Genomic DNA, 18,148 nt, shown 5'->3' with positions numbered 1-18,148 from the left:
CTATTCAGGAAAAGAACCGCAGGCAATTGTCTGAAGTGTCGCGCTGGGTTCGGCAATTATTCACTGCAGCATCGGTGTCTTCTTCGCCGAAGGAGATACCAAATAGCAGTTTATTTTCCGCACCTATTCCCAGTACCTCTCGCACTAGGTCGGCATTAAAGCTCAGTGCCGTCTGCGGACAACTGGCCAAGCCCTCTGCTGTCAGAGCCAGCATCAGGCTTTGGGCATACATGCCGCAATCGGCTGCTTCGCGCAAACCGAAGGGCTCGGGCAGGAAAATAAATGCCACGTGCGGCGCACCAAAAAACCGAAAGTTTTGCATGAATTGTTCATTGCGCCCGGCTTTATCCTCGCGGGCAATCCCCATCGCGCTGTATAGGTCAGACGCTGCCTGGTATTGGCGCTCCTTGTACACCCCTTGGTATTGACCATCGTAGGGAAAGTCCATGGTCCACTGCCCTGCGGTAAATGCTTCCGGAATCGCCGCTCTGAGTACTTCCAATCGCTCACCACTGACCACCGCGCACAACCACGGTTGCGTGTTACAGTTCGACGGCGCTTGCTGCGCAGCGCGAAAAATCTTCTGTAAGCGCGCCTCGGCTATCGGCTCGGGGCGAAATGCGCGAACTGACCGCCTGCGCTCTAGCACGTCGTAAAAAGCGTGTGCGTGATTCATTCTCTCTCCCTATCAGTCTGTACTAACTGCATTCCCCGCAATTAGCGACTCGATCTTTTCTTTATCGAAACCCAGTTCCTGCAGTAGCTCCCGGCTTTGAGCGCCACTCACTGCTGGACCACTTTGTATTTCACCGGGAGTGCGAGACAACCTCGGCGCGACGCCAGTTTGAACCACGCCATCGCGTTCAACAAGGTTCCCTCGCTGGGCGTTATGTGGATGGTCGATTGCCTCATCTAACGGCACAATCGGTGCTACGCAGGCATCAGTGCCGTCGAAAATCGCGCACCACTGTGCCTGAGTCTTTTCCTTAACTCGCGCAGCGATCTGCTCACGCTGACGCGGCCAATCGGCTTTGTTCAACTGCACGCTGTAGTCTGTGCCACCAAAATCAATATCCAGTTTTTCCAGCAACAACGCATAAAACTGTGGCTCGATTGCGCCGAAAGAGATATAGCGCCCGTCTTTGCACTCATAGTTGCGGTAAAACGGCGCGCCGCCATCAAGCATGTTGTGCTCTCGCTCGGCATCCCAGAAGTCGATCGCTTTGAGGCCGTGCAGGGTGCTCATTAACGATGCCGCGCCGTCGCAAATTGCCGCATCGATAACCTGTCCTTTGCCTGACTGGCTTCGCTCATGCAACGCCGCCAGCATTCCCATCACCAGAAATAGCGAGCCGCCACCCAGATCGCCCGCCACATTCAGGGGCACCGGTGGTGGGCGGTCAGCATCGCCCATGCTTGCCAACATGCCACTTAAGGCGATGTAATTAATATCGTGACCGGCTGTCATTGCCAGCGGCCCGTTTTGCCCCCACCCCGTCATGCGGCCGTATATCAACCTTTCATTTGACTGACAGCACACCTCGGGGCCCAGGCCTAGCTTTTCCATCACACCGGGTCGGAAACCTTCGACAAGCATGTCGGCACCATCGATCAGCTGTCGGGCAATCGCGAGTCCGTCTTCTGATTTCAGGTTTAAGGCTATCGAGCGCCGACCACGGGTGCTGACATCACCCGGCTGGCCCAGTGCGCCGCTGCGATCAATTCGGATCACCTCAGCGCCCAGGTCGGATAACAACATACAGGCGTAAGGCCCGGGGCCAATGCCGGCCATCTCGATAACTCTCACGCCGTTTAGTGGCCCAGACATAGCCTCATCCTTCTTAGCGGGGTAATTATTCGTATTGAGAAGTGGGTCGCGGGTAGCGGCGGAAGCATCGTCCGCCGCTGCGACGGACTATTCGCCGGTGAATTCGGCGGGACGTTTTTCTTTGAAGGCCCGCATGCCTTCTTTGGCATCCTTGGAGGCAAACACCGGGCCTGCCAGCTCATCGGACTTCAACATCGCCTCGTCTTCTGCCAGGTGCTCGGTGTGCTCACGCAATGAACGCGTCACCGCTTTCACCGCCAGCGGGCCATTTGCACAGATTTTTTCGGCTATTTTCTTCGCTTCGTTCAAGGTTTCACCCTTGGGCACAATGCGGTTAATCAAGCCAAATTCCAGCGCCTGCTGTGCACTAACGTGCTCACCAAGCAGCAGAATTTCAGCGGCAATGCAGTAGGGAATTTGTTTGCGCAGACGCACAGTTGAGCCAGACATCGGATATAGGCCACGCGCCACTTCCGTCACACCGAAGATGGCATCCTCAGCCGCAACGCGAATATCAGTACCCTGAAGAATTTCCGTTCCACCCGCCAGCGCATAACCTTCCACAGCAAGGATCAATGGCTTGCAGGGGCGGTTGTCACGCAGCAGTGCCTGCCAATGGATATTGGGCACTGTGGCCATCAATTCCATAAACTCTTCCGTGCTGCGCTGTTGGCCATCCGCTCCGGCCTTAAGGTCCATACCCGCACAAAAGGTATCGCCGTTGGCGGTAAGAATAGCACAGCGAAGATCGTCGTCTTCATCCAGCAAGCGCCACGCTTTATAGAGCCCCAACAGCATTTCAGGGCTGAACGCATTTTTTGCTTCCGGGCGGTTCAGGGTAACAATCAGTACGTGGCCGTCTTTTTCAACGATGCAGTTTTCGGTACTGATAGGCAGTTCGGTAGGCATGATTGGCTCCATTCGCAATTCATTGTTATGAGAATAAGTGAAAAGCAGCGGCCATGAATGCGGGCAGAGTGTGCCGGAGTAGCATCGCTACCCCGGCCCCGGGGTCAGGAAACCTGCCCCTCACCACTCAGCGCAAAGGCTTTTGCTGTTTTATAGTCGGGCTTGCCGCTGGGGGCGCGAGGAATTTCTGCAATGATATGCACCTCGCGTGGCACCTTGTAACCCGCCACATGTTTGCGGCAATGCTCTTGAACATTCTTAAGGTCGAGGTCGACACCCTCGCGCGCCTGAATAACCGCACTCACGCGGCTACCCCAACGCTCGTCGGGAACGCCAATGACCAGTGCATCGAAGACACCGTCGTGGGCCTTAAGCGCGTCTTCAACCTCTTCGGGGAAAATTTTCTCACCACCGCTGTTAATACAATTTGAGCCGCGGCCGAAGACAGTAATTGACCCATCTTCTTCCAGCTTGGCGGCATCGCCCGTCAACAACCAGGTCTTACCGTCCACCTCAACGAAGGTCTTCGCGGTTTTTTCAGGGTCGTTGTAGTAGCCCATTGGGATGTAACCCGCGCGAGCAAAGATACCGGTTTCGCCGAGTTCAGCGTGACGACGCGGTTGGTCTGGCTCGTCGATAATCACGTCCATGTAGTCGGTACGACTAACGTTGCCAAGTCCCGATGCCGTTTTCTTGCTGCCGTTATCCATGCCCATTTGGCCGCCTTCCGACGAACCAAACGCGTTGGTAACAAAGACATTAGGGAAATGCTTCTTGAAGGCCTCTTGCTTGGCTTCAGAAAAGATCGCACCGCCTGAACCAACGTTAAATACTGCCGACAAATCCCAGCGACCGGGGTTCGCATCGAGTGCATCCAACAGGGGAATAGCCATGGCATCGCCAACGATCTGCACAGCATTCACTTTTTCGTCCGCAACGATCTGCCATACCTCGGCACCGTCGAAGGAGCGATTGTGATTAAGCACCAGCTTGTTGCCCGCAAGCAGCTGGATACAGGCATACCACCACGATGCGCCATGCATCAACGGCGCCAGTGCGATACCGGTCAGCGGGTGCTCGCCGACACGCTCGGTAATATCTTCTGGCTTCTCACAGGGGCCGAGTGGCGAAAAGTGACCGCCGCCGCCCATCGCCGCAAAAAATACATTTTTATGCGGCCACATAACGCCCTTAGGCATGCCCGTAGTGCCACCTGTGTAGAGCACAAAGTAGTCGTCATCGGCACGCTCAGCGAAATCGCGCTCGGCGCTCTGTCCTTCACAGGCCTGCGCGTAGTCGATAGACCCAATGCTGGCGATGTCTGCATCGCTACCGTCATCCACCGACACGAATACTTTCAGTTTCTTCGCCGCCGAACGAACATCAGCAATATGCGGGGCGAACTCGCGGTGATGCACACAGGCAACCATGTCTGCATTATCAAAGATGTAAAGCAGCTCATCTTTCACATAGCGGTAGTTAACATTGATAGGCACCGCGCGAATTTTGAAGCAAGCCAGCATCGCTTCCAGATATTCGTTGCAGTTGTACATGTACAAACCAACGTGGTCGCCGGCCTTCACACCCTGACTGCTCAGGTAGTGGGCCATACGGTTGGCGCCAGCATCCAGCTCGGCGTAGGTCGCACGGCTACTGCCACATACCAGTGCTTCACGGCTGGGTACTTTATCGGCAACGGCTTCAAACAAATCCGCAAGGTTAAAATGCATGCTCATAGTGGGTCCCTGTTAGATCAACGCCGCCTCGACGGCGGCGCCAATTTGTTTAATTGTTATCTCTGCGATGACTCGCAGTAATGTATCGCAACCGTATTGCCGGGCAGGCCAGAACGGCGTATAGCCCAACACAGTAACAAGGCCATTCTCACCCAGCCATCCTCCCAAGGGACGAGTTGAGGGGGATGGCTGATGACCATTTGTTAATGCTTTTCGCTGCTCACTATCCACATTGAGTAGAACTGGGCACCACCACCGTAGGCGTGGCCCATTGCCGTCTTGGCACCGTCCACCTGATGGTCTCCCGCTTCACCGCGCACCTGCTGCGCTGCTTCGGCAAAGCGGATCATGCCCGAGGCACCAATCGGGTTCGACGACAGTACGCCACCAGAGCAGTTCCAGGGAATATCGCCGCCTTCCAGTAGGGAGGTTGCGCCGCTCATGGTGAGCTCCCACCCCTTACCTTCTTCGGCAAAACCGAGGTTTTCCAGCCACATGGGCTCATACCAGGAGAAAGGTACATAGATCTCAGCGCAATCGAGGTCCTTGCGAGGGTTGTCGATACCCGCTTGCTTGTACACGTCCTTCGCACAATCGCGGCCCGCTTGTGGGTTAACCTGCTCACGGCCGGCGTACATAGTCGGCTCTGAACGCATTGCCGCACCGCGAATCCACGCCGGCTTGCCCGGTGATTGCTCGGCAAGATCTTCATTGGCAATAACCATCGCGCAGGCACCATCAGACGACGGACAGGCCTCAAGGAAGCGCAGTGGCTCCCACAGCATTGGGCTGTCTTCGACCTCTTTCATGGTAATTTCTGGCAGCTGTAGATGCGCCAGCGGGTTTTTGGCACCATGCAGGCGGTCTTTCACGGCAACTTTAATACCCGCGTCATAGGGGGCATTAGAACGGCGCATATACTCGCGAATAATCGGCGCAAAATAACCGCCAGCACCCGCATTCAAGTGTGGGGAAAATGGCTGAGGGTTGGACAATGCCCACATGGCGTTGGACTCGGATTGCTTCTCAAACGACACCGTGAGAATGCGTTTGAACACGCCGCTCTGCACGTAGGATGCCGCCACGATAGCCGTGGAGCCCCCAACCGAGCCAGCAGTGTGCACACGCAGCATTGGCTTGCCGTTACAACCCAGTGCATCGGTGAGGTACAGCTCGGGCATGATAACGCCCTCGAACATGTCCGGCGCCTTGCCGAGGATGACGGCATCGATGTCATCCCAGGTTAGCTGGGCATCATTGAGCGCATTCTGCGCCGCTTCGCGAACCAGGCCCGCGATTGATACGTCGCCGCGCTTTGTTTTGTATTTGGTCTGACCGACGCCGACCACAGCAGCTAATTGAGCCATTATTGGGCCTCCAGTACAGTTACCAGGTTTTGTTGCAGACACGGCCCCGACGTTGCGTGTGCCACGCCGCGCTTGCCTTCACCGTTGATTAATCGCATGGCCACTTCACCGATGCGCGACAGGCCAGAGGCCATCATCACATTGCCTGCCAATACGCCGCCCGACGGGTTTACCTTGGTGTCATCGGATAAATTCAGCGCCCGGCGCAGGATGATTTCCTGGTGGCTGAACGGCGCATACAACTCGGCAATATCCACTGGCCCCTGCGCGACACCAGCCGCCTCAGCCGCTTGCTTGGTAGAGATTGATTGCGTTAGATCGCGCGAGCCGATGTGGTGGGTCTCGATGCGGTGATCAATCCCCTTAATCACGGCATAGGGCTTACCCCATTCTTTAGCCTTCTCGACGGTGCAGATAATCATTGCACAAGCGCCATCAGAGATTGGGCAGCAATCGTGGCGACGCAGTGGCGATTCATACTCGGGCTCGGCGAGCAGCTCATCAACACTGACATCACCCTTAAGCTGAGCGTGGGGGTTGTTGGCGGCGTTTTTGCGTGAGCGCGCAACGACCTCAGCCATCTCGGCTTCAGTAATCAAACCCTGCTCCAGCATCACCCGCGCCTGCATGGCAGCAAAGGCAATGGTGTCCACCCAGAGTGGCGCCAAGTAATAGGGGTCGAGTTGTTGAGAGAGTACGATCGGCAATTCGCCTGGCGACGACTTACCAAAGCCGTAAATCAGTGCCGACTCGGCCTGGCCCATTTGAATTTTTAGCCAAGACTCATAGAGCGCCCAGGCGGCGTCCATCTCAACGTGTGACTCTTTAATGGGTGGCACGGCACCCAGCGCGTCAACACCCGCCACAAATGCGAAGGCTGCGCCCTGCTGGTAGTCGCAACTACCAGAGCAGGTGAAGTCAACATCCTGAGCACTGTTAATACCCGTCTGCTTGTAGACTTCCTGCAAGACCGGCATGATCAGCTCAACTTCGTTGCGAGCGCCAGCATCGCGCACACAATCAGACTGGGCAAAGGCTACAATAGCTACATCGCGCATCTTAACGGCCCCCTTTTTTCAATTTGCCAATTTCTTCCACCGGAACATCGGGCTCGTCGATGGGCTTGAAGTACTGGATATTTTCCATGGCATAGCCCCACTCTTCTTCGGGCTTCCACACGGCTTCAACCCGCATACCAATACGCACATCTTCGTTCTTACACTCACTGAGCAGGTGCAGGAAACTGATATTGGCGCCGTCTAGCACCAGGTTTGCAATCACGTAGGGCGGCTTGATCGGGTTGTTGGGAATGGGGATATACACGATAGTGAACGACTCGACGGTAGCCTTATTGGTCAATTCAACTTCGTCGGTTGTCGCCACACCACAGGCGGCGCAGCTACCGCGTGGGGGAATATAAACGTTTTCACAGGAGGGGCAGCGCTGTCCTACCAACTTACCTTTCTTGAGTTCAGCCAGGTAACGTGCGGTCGCGCCACCTGCAGTGAAGTTGTAGGTCAGGTAGCTGGGCGAGTCGATACCCGTGATAGGCTCTTCCGCCTCATTAGCTTGGTAGTCTTCACTCAGCGCGGTCGCCTCGGGAACAAAGCCATTGATATCAGAGATTAAGCCCTGGGTTTTCTCTGCCCAGCGCGCTTTTACACGCATACCCGTAGACATCTGCGCCGCATCATCCGCATCCACCCAATGAAGCATGGGCGTATCAGCGCCATCGAGCTTAATTAGCGCCCAGGCAAAGGGTTTGTCGCTTGGGTGCGCCTTACGCGGCTCACTGACCCAGCTCCACGTTTGCACAACGCCGCAATCGGCAACATCCACAAACTCGCTCAGCGCTTGCGCACTCACTGGATCAAATTCGACCGGCGGCATAAGCACCTTGCCGTCGCTGCCTTTGATACCAACCATTTTCCGGTCGCGCAACGCTGTGAGAAACTGGCCCACAATAGGGCCGGTTGAACGGGTATAGGTATACCCCAATGTAAAGGCCTGACTTAAAATTTCAGCCGATGAAGACATCTCGTCTCTCCTTGGTAATGTACCCTGCCCTGCAGCTACTTAGGCCATATGGCCGATAGTGCAATAGCAGGCCCAGATTTGGCTTGCCGGAGGAGTATCTCTGTGAGGCTTAAACCAGACAATGTCGCTGCTGATCACTCTGCTGACAAAAACGATCAGCGCGCTAAAATGCCACAGACAACAAACCCAGAGGTCGTACGCCACTCAACATGAAGTCACCCTACGAGCACCGCAATCCCGTCATCCGCTATAGCCTGATCGCCATAGGCTGGCTGTCATTTGTCTTGGGGATGATCGGCTTATTGCTGCCCGTGGTGCCGACATCGCCTTTTTTGATTCTCAGCGCCGCTTGCTTTCTTCGCAGCTCGCCCAAGTTCTATCGCTGGTTAACTGAGCACCCCTGGTTCGGTGTGTACATTCGCTATTACATTGAGGGGCAAGGCATTCCCAAAAAGATAAAGGCGCTGATCATCACCGTGCTGTGGATAATGATGTTAAGTAGCGCCTTTTTGATCGTGCGAATCCCCTGGGTAAGCGCCGTGCTGTGCAGCATCGCCGCGCTAGTCAGTATCTACATACTGCGCCAACCCACCCCGGATGCTGAGCAGAGCGAGTCTGAATAAGTATGTCCGACATCCTGCAAATAATGCTCTACGCTGGACTGGCCGGCGTCGCCATTCCCATAGGCGGCCTGCTGGCACGCATTGAACACCTCGGCCCGGATTGGCTAGAGAACGAATTTCGCCACTTCGTTATCGCCTTTGGTGGCGGCATCTTGCTGGGCGCGGTTAGCTTGGTTTTAGTGCCGGAAGGCCTGAAAGGTATGGACATGCCAGCGCTGGCCATCATCACCATTGTGCTGGGTGGCCTGTGTTTTTTCGCCATTGAGAGAGCAATGGGCTTGCGGCGACGAGAGTCACCACAATTAATGGGGATGATGCTCGACTACATCCCCGAAGCGATCGCCCTGGGCGGGCTGATGGCGACGGGGTCACCGACGGCTGCACTGATGGCGCTGCTGATAGGATTACAAAACCTGCCCGAGGGCTTCAACGCCTACCGTGAGCTCAATCAAATTAGCGCCAACGCGCGCCGTAGCTTGAGAATAATGTATGCCTTTGTGCCGCTGGGACCGATCGCCGGCCTACTCGGTTATCTGTTCCTGGGCGATGCACCAGGCATCTTAGGTGGGATTATGCTGTTCGCTTCAGGCGGGATTTTGTACCTGATATTTCAGGATATTGCACCGCAGTCGCGGCTCGACAAACACTGGGCACCGCCTCTCGGGGCAGTTATGGGGTTTTGCCTGGCGCTGGCAGGCACCATGCTTAGCCATTAAAACTGGGCGCCCTTCAGGATGACAGGGCGTGTTCCATATTGGTGGCGATGCGCTTGGCGATCATTTTGGCGCGCTCAGTTTTGGGGCCGGCAAAATGACTGTCCGCAGTTTGCTCGAAGTAGCTCAGCCAGCGTTCAAAATCGGCAGGTGTCAGGGTTTGCTTGGCGTGAAGCGCACGGTGAATATTCATGGTGTGGCGCTGGTAATTATCACCGCCCAGCAGCAGTTTCTCCCAGTAAGCCTGAATTCGCGGAAAATGCTCACGAATATCGATGTTGGCAACATCGATAAAAATGGGTGCCAGGCGCTCATCGGCCAGCAAGCGCTCGTAAAACGCCTCGACAAACTCACGAATACGCTCGGGCGTATCCATATCGGCATTGGCAGGCGTGGTAGGTAAAGACATATTCACAACGCTTTCCACGGGCGATTGCGCGTTAACGCCCGCGTTTTTTCTTGTTTTCTTTCTTCTTAACAAAGCTGACCAAACGACGCTTGCGGTCTATTTGGCGCTTGCTAAGCTGATTCTTCTTGCCCTCGTAGGGGTTATCGGAGGTTTTGTACTCAATGCGGATAGGCGTGCCCACCATATTCAGCTCGCGGCGGAAAACTTTCTCCAGATAGCGCGTATAGCTATTGGGCACCTTGCTGGTTTGATTGCCGTGAATAACCACGATAGGCGGGTTGTGACCACCGGGGTGGGCATAGCGCAATTTGATTCTGCGACCATTGATCATCGGCGGCGCATGGTCGTAGACCGCCCCTTCCAGGATCATCGTTAAACGGCGGGTTTGCAGATCCTGAGTCGCAGAGCGGTAGGCCTTTTCTATCGACTCATACAAATGCCCTACCCCCGTACCATGCAGGGCAGAAATGAAATGCACTTCAGCAAAATCGATGAATTGCAGGCGGCGGTCTAACTCTGTCTTGATACGATTTTTCTGATCGGTGGTCAGGCCATCCCATTTGTTGATCGCGACCACCACCGCGCGTCCGGCATCGACAACTTGTCCCAACAAGTGAAGGTCCTGATCGACGATATTCTCGCGACCGTCCATCACCAAAATCACTACATTGGCGTCATCGATGGCCTTGAGGGTCTTAACAATTGAAAACTTTTCTACCGCTTCGTTAATGTGACGGCGTTTGCGCACGCCCGCGGTATCGATCAGGGTATAGGGTTCCCCATCGCGCTCATAATTGATGTACACACTGTCGCGGGTGGTACCCGGCTGATCGTAGACGACAACGCGATCTTCGCCGAGCATGCGGTTAACCAGGGTGGACTTACCCACATTTGGCCGGCCAACTACCGCTATTTTTTTACCGGTGGCTTTTTCTCTTTCGGCGGCTTCATCAGCCTCGGGAAACAGGGCGAGAACATCGTCGATCAGCTTGCGCACACCCTTGCCGTGCGTCGCAGTCAGAGGATAAATCGTCGAGGCGCCGGTTTGGTAAAACTCCGCCATGGCCACATTGGGGTCGGCGCCATCCACTTTATTGGCAACGAAAAACACCGGCTTCGAGCAGCCACGCAGGTGGTTGACCAGCCCCTGGTCAGCAGGCATCAAGCCGGCACGCGAATCTAGCATCAGCAGCACGGCATCCGCTTCATCAATGGCCTGCAATGACTGCTGCGCCATCGCTTCATCAATGCCCTCTTCATCGCCGTTGATGCCGCCGGTATCAATAACGATGAAATGGCGATCACCGAGAATGGCATCGCCGTATTTGCGGTCGCGGGTCAGCCCGGGAAAATTCGCCACCAAGGCATCGCGGCTCTTGGTTAAGCGATTAAACAATGTAGATTTGCCCACATTGGGGCGGCCGACTAAGGCGATTACCGGAACCATACTTCTCTTACCTGAATATACACCGCGTCAGCCAATCGACTATCGATCGGTAACTTTATACGCTACCAATTTACCGCTGTTGCCGTAGACATAAAGCAGCTTTCCATCCACCGCCATGGGCGCTCGCAAGCCGTCGCTGTCTACCCGCGTGCGGCCGATAAGCTGGCCATCTAATTGGCCCAGCAGGTGCAGGTAGCCGTCAAAATCGCCAACCGCAACAACACCGCTTAATGCCGCCGGCTCTGTTAAGCGCCGACGCGCCAATACGGTTTGCGTCCAAACAATGCTCTGGCCACCTTCGGCAATCGCACTAACACCGCCTTCGGCGTCGACCACGTAGATGTTACCGAGTGCTTCGGCCGCGCCCACGTAGCTGGAATTGTCTTTCGCCCACAGCGGCCGGCCGCTGGCAATATCAATGGCGATCACTTTGCCCTGATATCCGTTAACGACCACTATTTGCTCGTTTTCAATCAACAGCAAGCGGCCGTCGACGTCGACCAGACGATCAATTTCGGTACTGCCCTGCGCGACCGCTACGCGCTGTTCCCAACGCACGGTGCCAGTATCGGCGTCCAGAGCAACAATACGGCCATTGGCCAAGCCCACTAGGGCAACACCGCGAACAATCACCGGGCTGCTGGTGCCGCGCATGGTAAGGCGAGGAACCTGCGAGGTATAAGTCCACAGGCGCTCTCCCGATTCGGCATTCAGGCCATGTACCAAGCCGCTGTAGGTTTGCACCACAACGACGCTGCCATTGCCTGCCGGTGCGCCAAGTACCTCACCACTGACCGCCGTGCGCCACAGCTCGTCGCCACTGAGGCGATCCAACGCGACCACTTCACCGTCGGCGGTTCCCACATACAACTGCGTCGAGGCAACACCCACGCCACCGGAGATGTTCAGCTCGTGGTATTCCTTCCAGAGTTTTTTGCCGGTCTTTTTATTCAAGGCCGCGACACCACCATCTGCCGAGGCAATGAAAATTTCATCGCCATCGATAGCCGGTGCAATACGGTAGTAAGACTCTCCTTGCCCATCTCCCAGAGAGTAAGACCAAGCCTTTTTGAGTCGTTTTTGCTCGTCAAAGCTTGTCAGCGGCGCGGGGTCGCTGCTTTTCGGGGTCGAGGAGCAGGCCGCCAGCACACTGCCTAGCAGAATAAATACGAGTGGGCGCAACAGTGACATAGCCATTCCTAGTTTTGAGCCGTGGTATTTTTGTCAGCGCCTTGTTCGGCGGCCAGGCTGTTAATTTTCATTTTTAACAGCGGATTATTCAGCGGGTTTTCCTGTTGACGATTAATCGCGTCAGCTTGGCGGTAGGCCTCAAGCGCTGCAGCCTTGTCGCCCTGCGCACGCATCACGTCGCCCTGCAATTCCAGAGCCTGCACAGCAGCACTGCCGTCTTTCAGCCCCTCAGCAATCGCCAGCGCGGCATCGAGTTCGCCCTTGGCAAATTGAACGCGAGCCAAGCGCAACTGCGTTTGCGCCTTTATCGCCGCATCTGGCCCCTGCGCCAACACCCAATTCAGCTCAGCTTCTGCAGCGTCGTAATCGCCGTCATTGACAGCATATTTCGCCTGGATAAGCGCCGCGTATTGGGCATAGCTATGGCCTGAAAACCCGTCTTTTAGCGTATTCGCCAAGTGCTCAGCGGTTTCGCGCTTGCTGCCGTTACTTTGCACGGCGGCGTCGGCCTGCAGCAGATTCTCATAGAGCACCGAGGCCTCAGCAGCGCGGTCAGCCTGATAGTTATTCCAGCCACGCCAGCCGAATACCAAGCTCAGCGCAATGGCCACGCCCAGCACGGTAGACTTGCCGTTTTCGCGCCACCAATGCTTGATAGCTTCTACTTGTTCTTCTTCTGTACGGTAGGTTTCCACGTTCTTCCTCAAGCCTTCAGCTGTCTTACAACAGCGTTGTTTTAATATGTTCAGCCAGATCGCTGATAGCCAATTGTTGCTGGTTCGGTTCACCACGCAAGACCTTGACCGTTACCTGCTCGTTGGCCAGCTCGTCTTCACCGAGAACAACGGCCACGGCGGCGCCACTTTTATCCGCTTTCTTAAACTGGCTTTTAAAGCTGCCACCGCCACAGTTAAGCACGACCTTCACCGCAGGCAGCGCGTCTCGCAGAGACTCCGCCAGGCTCAAAGCGCGAATTTCGCAGGCTTCGCCATTGGCGATGATATAGACATCAGCAAGGGGTTTTGATTCCGGCAACGCCTCTAGGGTTTCCAGCAGCAGACACAGCCGCTCCAAGCCCATTGCAAAGCCCACCGCCGGGGTCGCTTTGCCGCCCAATTGTTGCACCAGGCCATCGTAGCGCCCGCCGGCGCAAACCGTTCCCTGAGCCCCCAGCGCCGTCGTCGTCCATTCAAACACTGTGAGGCCATAGTAATCCAGCCCCCTTACCAGTTTCGGGTTCAGGGTGTAACTCAGGCCAGCCGCGTCCAAGCGCGCGCACAGACCGTCGAAGTGTGCCTTGGAGGCATCGTCTAAATAGTCAGACAATAACGGCGCATCACTCAGCAAAGCCTGAGTTTCGGGCACTTTACTGTCGAGAATCCGCATCGGATTGGTGTCCAAACGACGCTGGCTGTCAGCGTCTAGCTGGTCTTTATACTGGCTGAGATAATCCACCAAGGCCTGGCGATAGCGGCCGCGGGACTCGCTGTTGCCAATGCTGTTTAATTCCAGCGTCAGGGCATCGCTGATTCCCAACTGCTGCCACAGGCGTGCGCTGAGCAAAATTAGCTCGGCGTCAATGTCCGGGCCATTTAAACCAAAGGTTTCGACACCAATTTGATGAAATTGACGCAAGCGCCCCTTCTGCGGGCGCTCGTGACGAAACATCGGCCCGGCATACCACAGCCGCTGAACTTGATTGTGCAGCAAACCATTTTGATCGCAGGCGCGCACACAGCTTGCGGTGCCTTCCGGGCGCAAAGTCAGGCTATCGCCGTTGCGGTCTTCGAAGGTATACATCTCCTTCTCGACGATATCAGTAACCTCGCCAATAGAGCGCTTAAACAGCTCGGTTTGCTCCAAAATGGGGAAGCGAATTTCCCGGTAGCCGTAGCGCGCCAACAGCGCCGCTACTGTGGACTCTAGGTACTGCCATAACGGCGAGTCCTCGGGGAGGATGTCATTCATCCCGCGGATCGATTGAATTCTAGCCAAGTGTTTACCTATTACCACTGCACCCGATGCTTAGCTGCGGGCGATCAGGTCCTTGTCTTGTTGTTCTTTGAGAGCCACTTTTTCGCGGATCAGTTTTTCAAGGTGATCCACCAACTCGGGGTTTTGCACTTTGTGATCTTTCTGGCCGTTAACGTACACCAGGTTATTGGGCGTACCGCCAGTCAGACCAATTTCCGCTTCTTTCGCTTCACCAGGGCCATTAACAATACAGCCGATCACGGCGACATCGAGAGGCGTGGTGACATCTTCCAAGCGCGATTCAAGTTCGTTCATGGTGCCAATAACATCAAAGTTTTGGCGGGAACAACTCGGACACGCGATGAAATTGATGCCCTTGGTGCGCAGCTTCAGGCTCTTGAGGATTTCGTAACCAACTTTTACTTCCTCTACCGGATCGGCAGCCAAAGACACTCGAATTGTATCGCCGATGCCATCCATTAATAGCATGCCCAAGCCCACGGCAGACTTGACGGTGCCACCGCGCAAGCCACCGGCCTCGGTAATACCCAGGTGCAGAGGCTGTTCAATTTGACTGGCTATTTGCCGATAGGCCGCCACCGCCATAAAGACATCGGAGGCCTTCACACTCAGCTTGTAGTCTTGAAAGTCGAGACGATCGAGAATGTCGATGTGGCGCATCGCCGACTCCACCAATGCCTCGGGAGTGGGCTCGCCATACTTGCGCTGCAGCTCTTTTTCCAATGACCCGGCATTCACGCCAATACGAATGGGTATATTGCGTGCTTTTGCGGCGTCGATAACAGCGCGCACGCGATCTTCCCTGCCGATATTGCCCGGGTTGATGCGCAGGCAATCCACGCCGTATTCCGCGACCTTCAAGGCAATTTTGTGATCGAAGTGAATATCGGCCACCAGCGGCACATTGACTTGCTCGCGGATTTTCTTAAAGGCTTCTGCGGCGTCCATGCTCGGCACCGAAACCCGCACGATATCTGCACAGGCATCTTCCAGACGTCGAATTTGGGCCACCGTCGCGTCGACATCACAGGTGTCGGTATTCGTCATACTCTGCACCGAAATCGGTGCGTCGCCGCCCACAGCGACATCGCCGATAAATATCTGGCGAGACTTGCGGCGATTAATGGGTGATTCCATCTTCATAATTCACCAATCTGCACACGCACGGCGTTGCTTTCTGCCAAGCCATTGAGGTCAACAGCCTGCTGGTTGTAGGTAATTTCCAGTGCCGGCCAATACGCTATGGCGATTTGCACTGGCCCTTGGAGGTCGAGTTCCTGCTTTTGCCCAGCGTCAATATTGCCGCTGAACTGCATAGCGTTGTTGGCATCGCGCACTTCCACCCAGACCGTTTCGTCGGCGAGCAGCGTCATGCTGACATCATGCAATAGTTCGGGTGGGACTCGCGGGGCCGTGCCGCTGTCCGGAAGTTGTAGCAGCGACTCACCCAGCGACGGCCTCGCGCGCAACTCTACCAGCGGCGCATAGCGCTCCTCAATCAAGCTGAGCTGTATTTCCGGCTGTTTTTGGCCGTTGAAGAGCAGCACACTCAACCCCCAAATCAGCAGCGTTCCCAGCAGGGCAAACAGTAACTTCGCCTGACCCGGCGCGCGCGTTTGTCCCTGGGGGCGCTTTTTGGCGGCCTGCTCTTCATCGCGGCGACAAATACGTTCGCAGTCATTGAGCAGCGGTGCTTCGTCCAGCCCAAAATAACGCGCGTAGCTGCGTATATATCCCCGGGCAAACATTGGCGAGTTAAAACGGGAGTAGTCGTTACTCTCCAGCGCCTCAACGTGGGTCTTCAACAGGTTAAGCGCCTCAGCCACCTCTTCAACGCTTTTGCCGGCGCTCAGCCGTGCATCGAGCAACACGGACCCGGGCGGCGCGGTATAGTTGCCGTTTGAACCTTGGCCCATAGCCCTTACTGCCCCACCGAGTTTAGCGAGGCTTTATACAGCAGATATTCTTCTGATTTAGGGTAAAGATTTTTTAACGCCAGTACATTGCTGGCATAGGCATCGCGGTCGTCAAAGATCTGAGCCAGGCGAATTCCCAACCACAGCGACGCCGCCGAGGGGCGAACGCCCTGCTCGCGAAACGCATCGTAAAAGCGCTGGGATTCCGGGTATTTATTCTGACGATAGGTCACTTCAGCCATCGACAGCAGAACTTGCGCATTGCTGCTTTGCATCAGGAGTGCACGCTTAAAGGCGGCTTCAGCCTTGGGCAATTCATCCAGCTTCAGGTAGCAGCGCCCAAGGTTGATAAAGGCTTCCAAACGGCGTTCGTAAAGTAGTTCAGCGGTAACAATTTCGAGGTTCTCAGCGGCCTCGCGATACTGCTCTTGCTGGTACAAAAACGCCGCAAAATTGTTGCGGATGCGCATCGATTTAGGTGCTTCAGCCACTGCGCGCCGGTAATACTTCTCAGCCATCTCCAGCTCTCCGGTATTCTGGTATACCAGAGCGAGGGCTTCCATGGTTTCGGCGTTATGGGGGTTGCTCTCTTCAACGTATTGAAGGTGGCGCTTTGCCTGCTCCCAATTGCCTTGGGCGATATAACTTTTCGCGAGCTGGAGTGAGGTCTCGTAAGCTTTTTGCTCGTCGGCTTTCTCGGCGAAGCCGCCCTTGTGAGTCGTTACACACGCGGACAGTAGCACCGCCAACGCACAGCTCACGATTAATGGGTACTTTTTCGGTCCTGCTGGCACCTGTGCCCCCTTTACATCACCCGAATGATTTGTGTTTCTTCCGCTTTTCGACGATGACGCTCTGCGCGACGAGTGCGGTCTTGCACCTGGCCGGCTAGCTGGCCGCAGGCGGCGTCAATATCGTCGCCACGCGTCGTTCTCACCGTCGTCACGTAACCGGCGTCGGTCATCACCTGCCAAAATCGCGATACCGCCGACTTCGACGGCCGCTGATAGTCTGACAGAGAAAAAGGGTTAAAGGGGATAAGATTGACCTTACAGGGTAAATCACGCAAGACCTGAGCAAGCTCTCTTGCCTGATCCATGCTGTCATTAACCCCTGCAATAAGGGTGTACTCTACGGTGACCACACGATGTTTGTCGGGCTGCTTATCGAGGTAACGACGACATGCCGCCAACAATTCTGCAATAGGATAGCGGCGGTTGATGGGCACCAACTCATTGCGGAGCGCGTCATTAGGGGCGTGAAGTGACACCGCCAGTGACACCTCTGATACGTCGCCCAGCTTATCCAGCATAGGCACCACACCCGATGTGCTGAGCGTAACCCGGCGCTTGGACAAACCGTAACCAAAGTCGTCCATCATCAGGTTGGTGGCATCCACCACATTCTCAAAATTCAGCAGGGGCTCACCCATGCCCATCATCACTACATTGGTGACGACGCGATTCTTACCGGGGCCAAAGGCATCGTAGGATTTGATTGCTAGCCACACCTGGCCGAGGATCTCTGAGGCGGTGAGATCCCGCTGGAAACCCTGTTTACCCGTTGAACAAAAACTGCAATCGAGACTGCAGCCGACCTGAGATGACACGCACAACGTGCCGCGTTGGCCGTCGGGAATAAACACCGTTTCAACTAAATTATTGCCGCCGACTTCAATCGCCCACTTTCGCGTGCCGTCTTTGGAGTCGAGCTGGCGCACCACTTTTGGCGGACGAATCTCGGCAAGCTCACCCAGCTTGGCACGCAGCGCCTTACCGAGGTTGCTCATTTGCTCGAAATCGTCAACACCGGAGTGGTGAATCCACTTCAGGATTTGCTGGGCACGGAAGGGCTTCTCGCCAATGGAGACCAACCAAGCCTCCATTTTTGAGCGCGTCATTCCAAGCAGGTTTACCCGCTCAGTGTGTTGAGTGACTGCCTCTTGCACTTCCATGCCCCACCCCTCTTATGCGCGCT

18 protein-coding genes are annotated in these 18,148 nt (G+C 55.5%); 2 read left to right on the top strand and 16 right to left on the bottom strand.

Features of this window, described 5'->3' with window-relative positions; genetic code table 11:
- Positions 1–4: 4 nt before the first annotated feature.
- The 7 genes from ABNS66_RS09025 to ABNS66_RS08995 form a co-directional block, all read right to left on the bottom strand.
- On the bottom strand, positions 5–676 hold the full coding sequence (locus ABNS66_RS09025; RefSeq protein ID WP_286838082.1) for a nitroreductase: 672 nt from the start codon (positions 674–676) through the stop codon (positions 5–7).
- 12 nt (positions 677–688) lie between these two features.
- Positions 689–1,828 carry a CaiB/BaiF CoA-transferase family protein gene (locus tag ABNS66_RS09020; RefSeq protein WP_286695853.1) on the bottom strand — a complete coding sequence of 380 codons (1,140 nt, stop codon included), beginning with the start codon at positions 1,826–1,828 and terminating at the stop codon, positions 689–691.
- Between the two features lie 87 nt (positions 1,829–1,915).
- Positions 1,916–2,737, bottom strand: coding sequence for a crotonase/enoyl-CoA hydratase family protein (locus ABNS66_RS09015; protein WP_286695854.1), 822 nt, complete (start codon positions 2,735–2,737; stop codon positions 1,916–1,918).
- A gap of 104 nt (positions 2,738–2,841) precedes the next feature.
- Positions 2,842–4,473 carry an acyl-CoA synthetase gene (locus ABNS66_RS09010; RefSeq protein WP_286695855.1) on the bottom strand — a complete coding sequence of 544 codons (1,632 nt, stop codon included), beginning with the start codon at positions 4,471–4,473 and terminating at the stop codon, positions 2,842–2,844.
- A 203-nt stretch (positions 4,474–4,676) separates the two neighbouring features.
- Positions 4,677–5,840, bottom strand: coding sequence for a thiolase domain-containing protein (locus ABNS66_RS09005; RefSeq protein WP_286695856.1), 1,164 nt, complete (start codon positions 5,838–5,840; stop codon positions 4,677–4,679).
- Entirely contained in the window at positions 5,840–6,898 is a 1,059-nt protein-coding gene (locus ABNS66_RS09000; RefSeq protein WP_204995913.1) for a thiolase domain-containing protein, read from the bottom strand. Before ABNS66_RS09000 ends, ABNS66_RS09005 begins: the two co-directional genes overlap by 1 nt.
- Position 6,899: 1 nt before the next feature.
- A complete protein-coding gene (locus ABNS66_RS08995) occupies positions 6,900–7,877 on the bottom strand; it encodes an OB-fold nucleic acid binding domain-containing protein (RefSeq protein WP_286695857.1) in 978 nt (325 codons plus the stop codon).
- Positions 7,878–8,086: 209 nt separating this feature from the next.
- Here ABNS66_RS08995 and ABNS66_RS08990 point away from each other — a divergent pair, with 209 nt between their 5' ends.
- Both ABNS66_RS08990 and ABNS66_RS08985 read left to right on the top strand, forming a co-directional pair.
- Positions 8,087–8,500 carry a YbaN family protein gene (locus ABNS66_RS08990; protein WP_204995914.1) on the top strand — a complete coding sequence of 138 codons (414 nt, stop codon included), beginning with the start codon at positions 8,087–8,089 and terminating at the stop codon, positions 8,498–8,500.
- A 2-nt stretch (positions 8,501–8,502) separates the two neighbouring features.
- Positions 8,503–9,216 (top strand): divalent cation transporter, encoded by a 714-nt coding sequence (locus ABNS66_RS08985; protein ID WP_204995915.1) that lies wholly within the window; start codon positions 8,503–8,505, stop codon positions 9,214–9,216.
- 13 nt (positions 9,217–9,229) lie between these two features.
- Here the strand turns inward: ABNS66_RS08985 and ABNS66_RS08980 are convergent, their stop codons facing one another.
- From ABNS66_RS08980 to rlmN, 9 genes are read right to left on the bottom strand one after another with little or no spacing between them, the layout of a single operon-like run.
- The gene (locus ABNS66_RS08980; RefSeq protein ID WP_288363483.1) at positions 9,230–9,622 is read right to left on the bottom strand and encodes a group III truncated hemoglobin; all 393 of its coding nucleotides are present in this window, start codon (positions 9,620–9,622) and stop codon (positions 9,230–9,232) included.
- A gap of 31 nt (positions 9,623–9,653) precedes the next feature.
- Positions 9,654–11,069, bottom strand: coding sequence for a ribosome biogenesis GTPase Der (der, locus tag ABNS66_RS08975; RefSeq protein ID WP_286695858.1), 1,416 nt, complete (start codon positions 11,067–11,069; stop codon positions 9,654–9,656).
- A 39-nt stretch (positions 11,070–11,108) separates the two neighbouring features.
- Positions 11,109–12,260 carry an outer membrane protein assembly factor BamB gene (bamB, locus tag ABNS66_RS08970; protein ID WP_204995918.1) on the bottom strand — a complete coding sequence of 384 codons (1,152 nt, stop codon included), beginning with the start codon at positions 12,258–12,260 and terminating at the stop codon, positions 11,109–11,111.
- Between the two features lie 8 nt (positions 12,261–12,268).
- Positions 12,269–12,955, bottom strand: a complete 687-nt coding sequence (locus ABNS66_RS08965) for a tetratricopeptide repeat protein (protein WP_204995919.1) — start codon at positions 12,953–12,955, stop codon at positions 12,269–12,271.
- 25 nt (positions 12,956–12,980) lie between these two features.
- Positions 12,981–14,255, bottom strand: a complete 1,275-nt coding sequence (gene hisS / locus ABNS66_RS08960; RefSeq protein WP_286695859.1) for a histidine--tRNA ligase — start codon at positions 14,253–14,255, stop codon at positions 12,981–12,983.
- 30 nt (positions 14,256–14,285) lie between these two features.
- Positions 14,286–15,398, bottom strand: a complete 1,113-nt coding sequence (ispG, locus tag ABNS66_RS08955; protein WP_286836841.1) for a flavodoxin-dependent (E)-4-hydroxy-3-methylbut-2-enyl-diphosphate synthase — start codon at positions 15,396–15,398, stop codon at positions 14,286–14,288.
- Complete coding sequence (locus ABNS66_RS08950; protein WP_286836843.1) at positions 15,395–16,171, bottom strand: helix-turn-helix domain-containing protein; 777 nt, start codon at positions 16,169–16,171, stop codon at positions 15,395–15,397. The genes ispG and ABNS66_RS08950 overlap by 4 nt, the downstream gene beginning before the upstream one ends.
- Positions 16,172–16,176: 5 nt before the next feature.
- Positions 16,177–16,965 (bottom strand): type IV pilus biogenesis/stability protein PilW, encoded by a 789-nt coding sequence (pilW, locus tag ABNS66_RS08945; protein WP_286836845.1) that lies wholly within the window; start codon positions 16,963–16,965, stop codon positions 16,177–16,179.
- Positions 16,966–16,976: 11 nt separating this feature from the next.
- Entirely contained in the window at positions 16,977–18,125 is a 1,149-nt protein-coding gene (rlmN, locus tag ABNS66_RS08940; protein WP_027873634.1) for a 23S rRNA (adenine(2503)-C(2))-methyltransferase RlmN, read from the bottom strand.
- Between the last annotated feature and the right edge of the window lie 23 nt (positions 18,126–18,148).

Source organism: uncultured Spongiibacter sp., from assembly GCF_964011655.1.
In the GTDB taxonomy this organism is placed as follows: domain Bacteria; phylum Pseudomonadota; class Gammaproteobacteria; order Pseudomonadales; family Spongiibacteraceae; genus Spongiibacter; species Spongiibacter marinus.
The sequence above is the reverse complement of the archived record's forward strand: the minus strand, read 5'-3'. Positions and strand labels throughout refer to the sequence as shown.